Annotated in this window: 12 protein-coding genes; 6 read left to right on the forward strand and 6 right to left on the reverse strand. The window is 61.3% G+C overall.

The features are described from left to right. Positions 1-15: 15 nt before the first annotated feature. The gene (locus BM234_RS10620) at positions 16-834 is read right to left on the reverse strand and encodes a DUF1365 domain-containing protein (RefSeq protein ID WP_092064409.1); all 819 of its coding nucleotides are present in this window, start codon (positions 832-834) and stop codon (positions 16-18) included. Continuing rightward, positions 831-2,138, reverse strand: a complete 1,308-nt coding sequence (locus BM234_RS10625; RefSeq protein ID WP_092064412.1) for an NAD(P)/FAD-dependent oxidoreductase — start codon at positions 2,136-2,138, stop codon at positions 831-833. The genes BM234_RS10620 and BM234_RS10625 overlap by 4 nt, the downstream gene beginning before the upstream one ends. Before the next feature lie 255 nt (positions 2,139-2,393). On the opposite strand from BM234_RS10625, the gene BM234_RS10630 reads away from it, so the two are divergent. The 6 genes from BM234_RS10630 (at position 2,394) to BM234_RS10655 (ending at position 6,889) form a co-directional block, all read left to right on the forward strand. After that, positions 2,394-2,933 (forward strand): sigma-70 family RNA polymerase sigma factor, encoded by a 540-nt coding sequence (locus BM234_RS10630; protein ID WP_245752580.1) that lies wholly within the window; start codon positions 2,394-2,396, stop codon positions 2,931-2,933. Next, positions 2,930-3,574 (forward strand): ChrR family anti-sigma-E factor, encoded by a 645-nt coding sequence (locus tag BM234_RS10635; protein ID WP_092064418.1) that lies wholly within the window; start codon positions 2,930-2,932, stop codon positions 3,572-3,574. Before BM234_RS10630 ends, BM234_RS10635 begins: the two co-directional genes overlap by 4 nt. A gap of 122 nt (positions 3,575-3,696) precedes the next feature. Then, positions 3,697-4,404 (forward strand): ABC transporter permease, encoded by a 708-nt coding sequence (locus BM234_RS10640; RefSeq protein ID WP_092064421.1) that lies wholly within the window; start codon positions 3,697-3,699, stop codon positions 4,402-4,404. After that, positions 4,397-5,164, forward strand: coding sequence for an ATP-binding cassette domain-containing protein (locus BM234_RS10645; RefSeq protein ID WP_245752582.1), 768 nt, complete (start codon positions 4,397-4,399; stop codon positions 5,162-5,164). The genes BM234_RS10640 and BM234_RS10645 overlap by 8 nt, the downstream gene beginning before the upstream one ends. A 29-nt stretch (positions 5,165-5,193) precedes the next feature. Next, positions 5,194-5,997 (forward strand): ABC transporter substrate-binding protein, encoded by an 804-nt coding sequence (locus BM234_RS10650; RefSeq protein WP_175501253.1) that lies wholly within the window; start codon positions 5,194-5,196, stop codon positions 5,995-5,997. A 10-nt stretch (positions 5,998-6,007) separates the two neighbouring features. Next, the gene (locus tag BM234_RS10655; RefSeq protein ID WP_092064427.1) at positions 6,008-6,889 is read left to right on the forward strand and encodes a helix-turn-helix transcriptional regulator; all 882 of its coding nucleotides are present in this window, start codon (positions 6,008-6,010) and stop codon (positions 6,887-6,889) included. Here BM234_RS10655 and BM234_RS10660 read toward each other — a convergent pair. From BM234_RS10660 to dgcA, 4 genes are all read right to left on the reverse strand, one after another. Further along, positions 6,886-8,274, reverse strand: a complete 1,389-nt coding sequence (locus BM234_RS10660) for a DNA recombination protein RmuC (RefSeq protein WP_245752584.1) — start codon at positions 8,272-8,274, stop codon at positions 6,886-6,888. The genes BM234_RS10655 and BM234_RS10660 overlap by 4 nt on opposite strands. Positions 8,275-8,282: 8 nt before the next feature. Continuing rightward, the gene (gene mutL, locus BM234_RS10665; protein WP_092064430.1) at positions 8,283-10,127 is read right to left on the reverse strand and encodes a DNA mismatch repair endonuclease MutL; all 1,845 of its coding nucleotides are present in this window, start codon (positions 10,125-10,127) and stop codon (positions 8,283-8,285) included. 175 nt (positions 10,128-10,302) lie between these two features. After that, positions 10,303-11,166 (reverse strand): D-amino-acid transaminase, encoded by an 864-nt coding sequence (locus BM234_RS10670; RefSeq protein WP_092064433.1) that lies wholly within the window; start codon positions 11,164-11,166, stop codon positions 10,303-10,305. A gap of 22 nt (positions 11,167-11,188) precedes the next feature. Continuing rightward, positions 11,189-12,154 carry an N-acetyl-D-Glu racemase DgcA gene (gene dgcA, locus BM234_RS10675; RefSeq protein ID WP_092064436.1) on the reverse strand — a complete coding sequence of 322 codons (966 nt, stop codon included), beginning with the start codon at positions 12,152-12,154 and terminating at the stop codon, positions 11,189-11,191. Between the last annotated feature and the right edge of the window lie 6 nt (positions 12,155-12,160).

Raw genomic sequence — 12,160 nt, forward strand, 5'->3', positions numbered from 1 at the left:
CTGAACTCCTTCGCCCTAAACCGATCTTACCCTATCATTTCGCGCGATTGAGTCATTCTTCAACCTATCAACGTCAGAGTCGCAGGAAACCGCGTGCTCCGGGGGGCGCGGTCGAACCCGATACCTCCCTCCCTTGAGACGCAGTTTCAGGGCCTGCCAAAAGATCAACGCCAGAACGCGGCGTGAACCGAACGGGCGGCGCGCCAACAATGCAAGGCTGCCGGGCGTTGTCAGAGGTCGTCGCGGCCCCGTCAACGTCGCTATCATAACCGACTCGCTGTTGCGGTTTTCAATGCTGATGCCGATCCTATCGAGCCTGATATCGAAGCGAAATTCATAGTGGCCCTCGATGGGCTGAAACGGGGAAACATAGAAAATCTTTTGCGCGACGAGCACATCCTGCGACACGATCGGCGTCCGGTCAGGCTTCACGCACAGGTAGGAGTGCCGTTCTCCGAAGGTATTGGTCACTTCGGCGATCACCGCACGAAGGCGGCGACCGGTATCATGGGCCAGCCAAAAGCTGACGGGATTGAAAACGTGACCCAACGTGCGCGGCTGGGCAAGGAGAAGCATTGGGCCATCCGCGGTAACCGAATGTTCCCGAAGCACATCGCGGGCCCATTCCGCCCCGCGTCCATGCCCCGGCGCGCCGCCGTGATCCCGGTCGTTCAAGGCCAGCAAATTGCGCCCGTTGCGGGAAAAGAGCCGTGGCGCAAGCAACTTGGCCTCTGCATCAACAAGCACGTAGTCTACCGAATAACGAAACACGTTCGCCGGCGTGCCGCGGCGCATGTGGCATGTATGGGCCGCTATATGCTCGACGTAGCTCATTCCGCGGCCATGCTCTTGGCCATCGAGCCGGCAACAATACGGCGGGCAACATCTGCCGCACTGGCCAAACCGTCCTCATGAAATCCGTGGCCCATCCACGCACCACAGAACCACGTCCGCCGCGCTCCGTTCCGGGCAGCGAGTCCCTCCTGCGCGGCGAGCGCACCCAGATCATACACCGGATGGTCAAGCGTCACCTGATCATAGATCAGCTCTTCTCGGATGGGCCGAGAGGAGTTGAGCGTCACGAACATCTGATCGTTCATCGGGATCGGTTGCAGTGAGTTCATCCAATACGTCAGGTCGATATGCTCGGCCGATTTGTCCCGCTGTTCTGTGTAATTCCAGCTCGACCACACACGACGACTGCGCGGCATGATCCTGTCATCGGCATGTAGCGTGACTTCGTTCGGCTGATAGCGGATCGCCCCGAGCAAGGCGCGCTCCTCGTCGTTTGCATCGCTCAGCAGGCGCAAGGTCACGTCCGTATGTGTGGCGAAAATCACCTCATCGAAATGCTCCCCTTCACCGCCAGCGGGGCGTAGCTCGACGCTCTCACCCATGCGGCGAACGGATGCCACGGGCGCCCCGGTCCGTATCTCTACACCCGCCTTGCGCAGATGCGCCTCCAACCGGGTGACATATTCCTGCGATCCTCCCCTCACCGTAAACCACTGATGCTGCCCCGTATGGCTCAGCAATGCATGGTTATCGAAGAATTGGATCATCGACTGCGCCGGAAAGTCGAGAATGCGGTTCACCGGCGCGGACCAGATCGCCCCGGAAAGTGGTGAGAGGTAATAATCCCGGAACCAATCCCCTGTCCCCATCCGCACCAGAAACTCACGCACCGTCAGCCCCCTCTCGGCCTCGGCGAGGCGCATCGCATTGGCGTTGAAATGCAGGATATCGCGGCACATCCGAAGAAACCGGTGCGACACGACATTCTTCTTTTGCGCGAACAGCGCCCCAATGGTCGCAAGCCCGTACTCAAGCCGGCCTCCGTCGATCGAAGCACCAAAGCTCATGTTGCTGCGCGCGATTGGCGCGTCGATTTCCTTGAAGAGCCCCGCCAGTTGCGGATAGTTTTCATAGTTGAACACGATGAACCCGGTATCCACCGGCTGATCTCCACGTCGCCCAGCCATGACGGTACGTGCGTGCCCACCCAGCCGCGGCTCGCTTTCATACAGAACCACCTCCGCGTGATCGGCAAGCATATGCGCCGCGCCCATGCCGGAAATCCCGCCCCCAATGACAGCAATCTTCGGGCGGTACCCATTTGGTCTCTCTTCGAATGGCATGTTTGTTCGCGCTCCGCCTCAGAGGTGTTTTCCTCATTACGGCGGTCCGAGCGAATTGGATCTGTCACAGAGAAGAATTCTTTTGATCCGGCAAGCCGAGCTTTGCGTAAACGCTGCATGATCAATACAGCACTCCGGGTCGAGAAAACCACGTTCCAGCCGTCATGCGGCGCTTCAACAGCGCGCGCTCTGCGTGCTATGCCTGCCCCAAGGACCGGAATATTGAGGATCAGGGTGCAGGTACCAAAGAGCGACATGAGAGCGGATTGGGTGGCCCATGTCATGCGCATCCGCGAAGATCGCGATACCGAGGCCTTTGCCGATCTGTTCTACCATTTCGCGCCGCGCATCAAATCCTTCCTCATGCGCTCCGGCGCGTCGCATACCCAAGCGGAAGATTGTGCGCAGGATGTCATGGCGACGGTCTGGCACAAGGCACATCTTTTCGATCCGGCCCGCGCCAGCGTGGCGACGTGGATCTTCACCATTGCCCGAAATCGGCGGATCGATCTGCTGCGCAAGGAGCGACGCCCCGAGCCCGAAGACCTCTCATGGGGCCCCGAACCAGAACCCGCTCAGGAAGACATCGTCAGCTTTCAACAGGCCAGCCACCGGTTGGCAGAAGCGCTCGTGGCGCTCCCCGAACGACAACGGGCCCTGGTCGAGCGCGCCTATTTCGGCGATCTGAGCCACAGCGAGATTTCCGCCGAGACGGGCTTGCCCTTGGGAACAATCAAGTCGCGCATACGGCTCGCCCTTGACCGTCTGCGCCATGCGATGGGATCATCCGAATGACACGACAGATAACACACCACCCGACCGATGCCCTCCTTCTCGCCTATGCTGCTGGTGCCCTGCCCGAGGCCTTCTCGCTGGTCATCGCTGCCCATATCTCCTTGTGCGACCAGTGCCGCGCCCAATCCGAAAGCTTTGACGCGGTTGGCGGGTCCCTTCTCGCGCAGGCCGAGGACAAAGACGTGCCGCCTCCCGATCTTGAGGCGACATTGGCACGGATTCGCAAAGGGCCGGCAACACGGCGCGCTCTTCCTCGTGACCCGGTTTTTCCCGCGCCATTGGCGGATTACCTCGGCGGCGGCGTTGATCGCGTGCGTTGGCGGCCCGTTGGCATGGGCGTACGGCAGGCCATCCTGCCAACATCGCGCACCGCCAGCGCTAGGCTGCTGTACATCCCCGCGGGCACTGCCGTTCCCGATCATAGCCATAAGGGGTTGGAATTGACGTTGGTGCTGCAGGGTGCGTTTGCCGACGCTGACGGACATTTCGGGCGCGGCGATCTGGAAGTCGCCGATGACTGCGTTGACCATGCACCCATGGCTGACATTGGGGAGGATTGCATCTGTCTCGCTGCGACAGAAGCGCCCTTGCGGTTCAACGCCTTCTTTCCGCGCCTCGCGCAGCCGTTCCTGCGCATCTGAACCCATCCCAAGCTAATGGCACTCGCCTCCCCCTGCGTTCAACCCCGTCAGGAGGATGTTGCATGCCGTCCCATTCTGTGCGTTATTGTGCATAATTTCCGGATCTGGGGAAATTTCGCAGTATGCAGCAAGAAACGTCCGCTATCTGGCTGGCGCTGGAGATGGTTCTGACGGGGGAGCACGATCTGATCGAGATCGTCGGGCTTTCGCTACAGGTGAGCCTCACCGCGACTACTCTCGCGTGCGCTATCGGTTTGCCAGTCGGGGCCCTGCTCGCAATCCTGCGGTTTCCCGGGCGCGGTCCGCTTCTGGTGCTCGTCAACGCGCTCATGGGCCTGCCGCCGGTCGTGGTTGGCCTGTTGGTCTATCTGGCCCTGTCCCGCTCAGGCCCGCTGGGGTTTCTGGGGCTGCTCTATACGCCGTCGGCGATGATCATTGCGCAAACCATCCTCATTGCTCCCATCGTGGCGGCACTCTCGCGGCAGGTGCTCGAAGACCTGCACGGTGAATATGCCGATCAATTCCGCTCCTTCGGCCTCGGCCCGATCCAGACGATATCCGCGCTCCTCTGGGATGGGCGTTATGCCTTGCTCACCGTTGCGCTCGCAGGGTTCGGGCGGGCGGTTGCCGAAGTTGGCGCTGTCATCATCGTGGGCGGGAATATCGACCACCTCACACGAGTGATGACCACGGCCATCGCATTGGAGACGTCCAAGGGAAACCTCGCCCTCGCACTAGCGCTCGGGATCGTCTTGTTGAGCCTCGCCCTTATCGTCAATGCCTTGGTCTATGGGCTGCGCCTTACCGCAACGAGGGCTGCCTATGCGTGACGATGCGCGCCTTCACATGCTCGGCGGGCTGATGCCGATCAATCGACAGAAGCGTTCACTGCTACCGCTTTCTTGCGAGGGGCTGTGTTTCGATGCCGGGGGCATGCGGCTTCTGGGGCCCGTTGACCTGACCCTCGCACCGGGACGGATCACGGTCGTCATGGGCCACAACGGGGCAGGAAAGAGCCTGCTGCTCGGCCTGCTTCACGGATTGCGAGCGCCCTCCGCGGGCACGGTTCGGTGGAGCACCAGGGATTCTGGTGACACGCTTCGCCGGCGACAAGCGATGGTCTTTCAAAAGCCCGTTCTGCTGCGCCGTTCCGTCGCCGCGAATGTGGATTTTGCTCTCAAGACACGGGGCCGCCCCGACCCTGATCGCCGCGATGCGCTGCTCGCGCATGTCGGGTTGAGCCACCTTGCAGCGCGCCCGGCCCGCAAACTATCGGGGGGTGAACAGCAGCGGCTCTCCCTCGCACGCGCGCTTGCGACCGAGCCTGAGATTCTCTTTCTCGACGAGCCGACGGCCAGCCTCGATCCGGCCTCCGTGCGCGCGATCGAGGATATCGTCTTCGCAGCACATGACGCAGGGACCAAGATCGTCTTCGTCACCCATGACCTCGGACAGGCGCGCCGACTGGCCGATGAGATCGTGTTCCTTCACGACGGCCGCGTCGCCGAACAGACGCTAGCCTCGACCTTTTTCGACAAGCCCCGCTCGGCCGCCGCTCTGGCCTATCTCGAAGGACGCTTGCCGCTCTGACCTTTCCAAATAACGGGAGTACCTTGGAAATGACGAAGACCTTTGTGTCCATTCTAGCGCTGACATTCGCAGCCAGCGCTGCCCATGCCGATATTATCGTGCAGAGCACCACATCAACGGCCAACTCCGGCCTGTACGATCACCTCCTTCCGACCTTTGAGGAAAAGGCAGGGTTCAAGGTCAATGTCGTGGCCGTGGGCACGGGACAGGCGATCAAGAACGCAGAGAATTGCGATGGTGACGTTCTGCTGGTCCACGCGAAACCCTCTGAGGAACAATTCGTCGCGGATGGCTTTGGCGAAATGCGCAGTGACTTGATGTACAACGACTTCGTCATTGTCGGCCCCTCCGCAGATCCGGCTGGCATCGCTGGGAGCGACAACGCGCAGGCGGCGCTGCAAACCATTGCGGAGGCGGGCGCCTTGTTTGCGTCCCGAGGGGATGAATCCGGTACGCACAAGAAGGAACGCGCGCTCTGGTCCGATGCGAATATCGATCCGCTGGCGGGTTCGGGATCGTGGTACCGCGAGACTGGCTCCGGCATGGGCGCGACCTTGAATGCCGCCGTGGGCATGGGGGCCTATGCCCTCACCGACCGCGCTACGTGGCTCTCCTTCGGGAACAAGGGCGATTATAATGTGGTGGTCGAAGGCGACGAGGATCTTTTCAACCAATATGGTGTGATCCTTGTCAGCCCTGAAGCCTGCCCTTCCGTCAATGTCGAAGAAGGTCAGGCCTTCATCGACTGGCTGCTTTCCGAAGAGGGTCAGGCCGCAATTGCCGGGTACCAACTCGGCGGCAAGCAGCTTTTCTTCCCCAACGCGGGCAGCTAATCAGGAGGGCATGGATCCTTTCGCCGCCGAACCTGAGTTTTTTACCGTCAGAGAGCTTGCCGAGTTCCTGCGCGTGAAGGAACGCAAGGTCTATGACCTTGCCGAAAAAGGATCGGTGCCCTGCACAAGGGCGACGGGGAAGCTGTTGTTCCCCCGTCGTGCCATCCGCGCCTGGATTGCCGCCTCCAGCGATGGCGTGCCCGGTGGGATGGACCGGCCCAATACCTTTCTGGGAAGCCACGATCCACTGCTTGAGCGCGCTTTGCGCGACTGCCGCAGCGGAATGGCAACCTTGTTTGACAGCTCATTGGACGGCTTGCGCCGGTTTGCCGCGGGCGAAGGCATAGCGACGGGCCTGCACATCTATGATGCGGCGTTGGACCAATGGAACATTCCCTTTGCGAAGCGGTACTGCGCCGATGCGAATGCCGTCCTGGTGGGCTGGGCCAAACGGCAGCGAGGGCTGGTGTTTCGCAAGGAAGCTGGCGACATCCGCGGAATGGAAGACCTCATCGGCAAGCGTGTCGTTCGCAGGCAAGCAGAGGCGGGCACGGAAGCAATTTTTGAGTTCCACCTACAATCGTCACTGGTCGAGTCTGAAAGCTTCGAGAGTATTGGCCCTGTTCACAGCGAACAGGACGCGGTGCTTGCGGTGCTTCAAGGGCGGGCAGATGTGTGCTTTGGCCTACGCTCAGTCTCGGAGCCATATGGGCTGGGTTTCAGCCCCGTGACGGTCGAGCATTTCGATCTTCTGGTGGATCGGGCCGCTTGGTTCGATGAGCCCATGCAAACCTTCATGCAACATTGCGGCACATCATCATTCAAAGCGTTGGCCACCTCCGCAGGCGGGTACGACATGGCCCCTCTCGGCGTGGTGCGCTGGAACGCCTAGTCTGCGCCGGGCAGCGTCACGACACGGATTTCGCTGTCGGCAATGGAGGGGCTTTCCACCGACTTGCCCGCAGAGACCACGCCCATCTGCTCAAATTTACGAACAGAGGGCAGCACGCGGGATTCAAGCGACCCAACCGCCTTGTTATAGGTCGAGACCGAGCGGGTAAGCGCCTTGCCGATGCCATCCATGTGCTCGGCAAAGGTGCTGAGACGGTCATAGAGTTCCTTGGCAGTCTTTTGCACTTCGACGGCGTTTTCCGCCATCTTCTCCTGTTGCCAGCCATAGGCGATGGCTTTGACCAGCGCCATGAGCGTCGTGGGCGTCGCGATCAGCACCTTACGCTCGAACGCAAATTCCATGAGGCCCGGATCAACTTCGGCGGCCGCCGCCACAAAGGTTTCGCCGGGTATAAACATCACGACAAAATCCGGGGTGGTGTGCAACAGATCATGATAGGCCTTGGAAGACAGCGTTTTCACGTGATCGCGAACCTGCCGGGCGTGGCGGGCGATCTGGGCGGTCTGGGCCTCCGGCGTCTCGGCGTCGAGCGCATCGAGGTAGGCCTCCAGCGGCGTCTTGGCATCCACGACGATGCTCTTGCCACCGGGGATATGCACGATGGCATCGGGTCGCCGCGCGCCGCCATCGGTCTCCATGTGACTTTCCAGGTCATAGTCCACGTGCTCTGCCATGCCCGCCATGTCAAAGACCTGACGCAACTGCATTTCGCCCCACCGCCCGCGCGTTTTGGGCGCGCGAAGCGCCTGAACCAGTTTGCGCGTTTCCTGCCCCAGCGTGCTCTGCCCTTCTGCGAGTTGCGTCACCTGCGCGCGGATCGCGCCATAGGCCTCATTGCGAGCTTTCTCGATCTCGCCAATCCGCTTGTCGAAAACGCCAAGCTTTTCGTCGAGAGGCTTCACGAGGTGCTCAATCGCTCGTTTACGCCCCTCCAGATCTTCTTGGGCGGTGGCCTGATGCGCCTTGAACCTTTCCGTCACGAGACCGAGAAACGCATCGGAGTTCTTCTGCAGGACACCATTCGCGAGGTTGGCGAATTTCTCCTCCATTTCGGCCTTCATGCCGCGCAACTCGTGCAAGCGCGCCGCATGTTCGGCCTTGCGCGCCTCCAACTCGGACTCCGCAGAAACCCGCCGCTCCAGTTCATCCTCGACCCGTTCCTTCGTCGCCTCCAACTCTTCTCGAAGCTGAGATGCGCGGATTTCCTTTTCGTCGGCAACCGCGAGTCGCTGTTGCAAGGACTGGATATCGGAACGGGCACGGCTCAACTTGATCGCGAGAACGATCAGCAGCAGCACAACAAGCGCGCCCCCGCCCAAGATCATCATCCCAAGCTGATCCATATTGGCCACTGCCTGATCCATCCCTTCCATCATGTCCGCCCAAATAGTCTTTCAATGTCAGATAGCTTCAGCTCGACATACGTCGGCCTGCCGTGATTGCATTGCCCTGAATGCGGGGTCGCTTCCATCTCTCGCAGCAGCGCATTCATTTCCTCCGCCCGCATACGGCGCCCGGAGCGGATTGAACCGTGACAGGCGACGCGGGAAAGAATGGCATCGATACGCGCCTGCAGGTTCAGGCTTTCGCCGGTGTCTTCGAGTTCATCGAGTATGTCGCGGATCATCGCCTCGGCATTCACTTCACCGAGGATGGCGGGAGTTTCGCGAACGGCAACGGCGCCACCGCCGAACGGCTCTATCGTGAGACCGAACCGGGCGAACTCCTCAGCATACTCCAACAGCCGAGCGCTATCGCCTTCGGAAAGCTCAATGATCTCCGGGATCAGAAGCGCTTGTGCGGAGACGCCGTTTTCCGCCATCTGCCGCTTGAGCTTCTCATAGACCAGTCGCTCATGCGCGGCGTGCTGGTCCACGATGACCATGCCGCTCTCGGTCTGTGCAATTATGTAGTTCTCGTGCACCTGCCCTCGTGCGGCACCGAGAGGAAGGGTTTCAGGGGCTTCATCCTGCCCCTGCTCTTCGCTCGGTATGTCCACCACGCGGGCGCTGTAGGCTTCTGTGACCTCGGCAAAATGCGGTGCCTGCGCGCGATAGGCTACGGCCCGCGCTGCGCTCGACGGGCGATCCATCTGATAGACGCGGGGTGCCGTGCTGGGCGCTTCGGGCCGCATCGCGCCAAGCGTGGCATTGCCGACGGTCGAAGACGATCTGTGCCCGGCCTCGGCAAGCGCATGCCGCAGGCCCGAGACTATCAACCCGCGTACCACGCCCGGTTCGCGAAAACGTACTTCGGTCTTGGCGGGATGCACGTTCACGTCCACCAGTCGGGGATCACAATCGACAAAGAGTGCGGCGGCCGGATGCCGATCGCGAGAAAGGTAATCATGATACGCGCCGCGCAGCGCCCCGATCAGCAATTTGTCGCGGACCGGACGTCCGTTGACGAAGAGGAACTGCTGTACTGCGGAGCCTCGCGAATAGGTCGGCAGGGCGGCATATCCCGTCAGGTGGAACCCGTCCCGCTCGGCATCCAGCGGCAGGGAGTTTTCAGCAAAATCGCGCCCCAGCACTGCACGGAGTCGTGCGTGCAGTGCGCTGAACAGGTTTCCGTTTTCCGGATCGGCGCGAAAGACCGTCCTGTCATTTCCGCCCGAGCAGTCCCGCAGGATGAAGCCGACGAAGGGTTCGGCCATGGCAAGGCGCTTGACGGTGTCAGTAATGGCCTGTGCCTCTGCGCGGTCCGTGCGCAGGAATTTCAAACGCGCTGGCGTGGCGAAGAAAAGGTCGCGCAACTCAACCACCGTTCCTCGGTTGAGCGCTGCAGGGCGAACGGGCCCGCACTCGCCTCCCGATACCCGCAACTCGGCCGCCTCAAAGCCTTCGGCACGCGAGGTAAGGGTCAATCGCCCTACTGCTCCAAGGCTGGGAAGGGCTTCGCCGCGAAACCCAAAGCTGTTGATATTGAGCAGGTCCTCGCCATCAAGCTTGGATGTGGCGTGACGGCACAATGAAAGCGGCAGATCATCCGGCGACATGCCACAGCCGTCGTCGGTGACGCGGATCAAGGTTTTGCCCCCATCCGCGATGGCGATCTCTATCCGGCTCGCCTTCGCATCCAGCGCATTCTCCACCAACTCTTTCACGGCAGAGGCAGGACGCTCCACCACCTCGCCCGCGGCGATACGGTTGATAGCGGAGTCGTCAAGCTGCCGGATAACGGGCCGGGGGCTTATCTGGGGGTCAAGGTGGGACATTCAACTAGACCTAGCAGGAGCCCGCAGATTCGGCCATGGCTTTTGAGCGCCCCACCAGAGGAATTGAGGCGCGGTGAGCCTCGCAAAACCGCGCCAAAGAAGGCTCAGGCAAGTAGGCTCTGAGCGCGCTTGTCCGTATACGCCCCCATAGTGCAGCTAGTGCGCGCTGGCCGGGTCAGATCGCTGCTTTGCGGCTTTCATCCAAGTAGATTTCGCGCAGGCGCGGCGCGACAGTGCCCGGCGCACCGGTTCCGATTTTCGCGCCGTCGATTTCGACTACCGGCATTACAAAAGTACTGGCGGAGGTCACAAAGGCCTCATCCGCCTGCTTGGCCTCATCGATCGTAAAACTGCGCTCCTCTACCTCCATCTGCGCCTCGCGGGCAAAGCGCAAAACGGCGGCGCGGGTGATCCCATGAAGGATGTCGGAAGAAAGCTCTCGGGTGATGATCTTATTGCCCTTGACGATATAGGCGTTGTTGGAAGTACCTTCCGTCACCTGCCCATCCTCGACCATCCAGGCGTCATCCGCGCCAGCGGCCTTGGCCATCATCTTGCCCATGGAAGGATAGAGCAACTGCACCGTCTTGATGTCGCGGCGGCCCCACCGGATGTCGTCGATGGAGATGACCTTGATCCCGACCTTCGCGACCGGCGTGTCCGCCATGCCGGGCTTGTCTTGGGTAAAAAGCACGACGGTTGGCCGGGTCGTTTCGGGATCGGGAAAGACGAAATCACGATCCCCTGCGGAACCGCGTGTCACCTGCAGATAGATCATCCCGTCTTCGATTGCGTTCAATCGAACCAGTTCGCGGTGAATTTCCAACAACTCATCACGCCCCAAAGGCTCAACCATATCGAGTTCAGAGAGCGACCGCTGAAGCCGCAGGGCATGACCTTCGAAATCGATAAGTTTGCCGCCCAGCACACTGGTGACCTCATAGACGCCGTCCGCCATGAGGAACCCCCGGTCAAAGATCGAAATCTTTGCGTCAGCTTCGGGAAGATACTCTCCGTTGACATAAACGGTGCGGGACATGGGCCTCTCCTCGTGTTGCCGGTCAGCCCCAGAGGGCCGCCTCGGGCGGATGCACGCCCGCCTCATCAAAGCGCAGCGCATGCGCCCGGTCTTGCGCGAGGAGAAGCGGCCCGTCAAGGTCCGTCACCATGGCCCCCTGCGCAAGAAGGGTGGCCGGCGCCATCGCGAGCGAGGAGCCGACCATACAGCCGACCATGATGTCATAGCCGCGGGCCTGCGCATCCTCGCGAAGGGCAAGCGCCTCGGTCAGCCCGCCGGTCTTGTCGAGCTTGATGTTGACCATGTCATACTTGCCGATCAAGTCCGGAAGGCTGGCGCGATCATGACAGCTTTCATCCGCGCAAAGCGGGACCGGGCGGTCAATCCCCTGGAGGGCCTCATCGTCGCCCGCTGGAAGCGGCTGCTCCACCATTGCCACGCCAAGACGGACAAGATGCGGCGCAAGATCGGCATACACCTCCGCACTCCACCCCTCGTTGGCGTCAACGACGATGCGGGGGTTTGGCGCGCCGCGACGGACGGCCTCCAGGCGCGCCATGTCATCGGGCGTGCCGAGCTTGATCTTCAGAAGGGGTCGATGGGCGTGCTTGGCGGCCTGCGCCTCCATCTTCTCGGGCGTGTCGAGAGAGAGCGTGTAGGCGGTGATCTCCGGGTGCGGCGCGGGCAGGCCCGCAAGCTCCCAGACGCGTTTCCCCGCCTGCTTCGCCTCAAGATCCCACAGCGCACAATCGACCGCATTTCGGGCCGCCCCGGCAGGCAGCAGTGATTGCAACGTCGTCCGGTCGAAGCGCTCCGGCAGGCTCTCGATTTCAGTCGTGACCGTCTCCAGCGTCTCGCCATACCGTGCGTAGGGGACGCATTCACCCCAGCCTGAGACGCCGCCTAGGGTGATCCGTACGGTAAGGACTTGCGCCTCGGTGCGGGAGCCGCGGGAGATGGTAAAGACTTCGGCGAGCGGAAAGGTGTCCCGTGTGATCTCGATTTGCATGATGCT

Origin of the sequence: Poseidonocella pacifica (assembly GCF_900111875.1) — a bacterium.
Classification (GTDB): Bacteria; Pseudomonadota; Alphaproteobacteria; order Rhodobacterales; family Rhodobacteraceae; genus Poseidonocella; species Poseidonocella pacifica.

Bases quoted from the DNA above. Each gene is read 5' to 3' on its own strand.
- BM234_RS10620 (WP_092064409.1), bottom strand. From the start codon at position 834: ATGAGCTACGTCGAGCATATAGCGGCCCATACATGCCACATGCGCCGC.
- BM234_RS10625 (WP_092064412.1), bottom strand. From the start codon at position 2,138: ATGCCATTCGAAGAGAGACCAAATGGGTACCGCCCGAAGATTGCTGTC.
- BM234_RS10630 (WP_245752580.1), top strand. From the start codon at position 2,394: ATGAGAGCGGATTGGGTGGCCCATGTCATGCGCATCCGCGAAGATCGC.
- BM234_RS10635 (WP_092064418.1), top strand. From the start codon at position 2,930: ATGACACGACAGATAACACACCACCCGACCGATGCCCTCCTTCTCGCC.
- BM234_RS10640 (WP_092064421.1), top strand. From the start codon at position 3,697: ATGCAGCAAGAAACGTCCGCTATCTGGCTGGCGCTGGAGATGGTTCTG.
- BM234_RS10645 (WP_245752582.1), top strand. From the start codon at position 4,397: ATGCGTGACGATGCGCGCCTTCACATGCTCGGCGGGCTGATGCCGATC.
- BM234_RS10650 (WP_175501253.1), top strand. From the start codon at position 5,194: ATGACGAAGACCTTTGTGTCCATTCTAGCGCTGACATTCGCAGCCAGC.
- BM234_RS10655 (WP_092064427.1), top strand. From the start codon at position 6,008: ATGGATCCTTTCGCCGCCGAACCTGAGTTTTTTACCGTCAGAGAGCTT.
- BM234_RS10660 (WP_245752584.1), bottom strand. From the start codon at position 8,274: ATGGATCAGGCAGTGGCCAATATGGATCAGCTTGGGATGATGATCTTG.
- mutL (WP_092064430.1), bottom strand. From the start codon at position 10,127: ATGTCCCACCTTGACCCCCAGATAAGCCCCCGGCCCGTTATCCGGCAG.
- BM234_RS10670 (WP_092064433.1), bottom strand. From the start codon at position 11,166: ATGTCCCGCACCGTTTATGTCAACGGAGAGTATCTTCCCGAAGCTGAC.
- dgcA (WP_092064436.1), bottom strand. From the start codon at position 12,154: ATGCAAATCGAGATCACACGGGACACCTTTCCGCTCGCCGAAGTCTTT.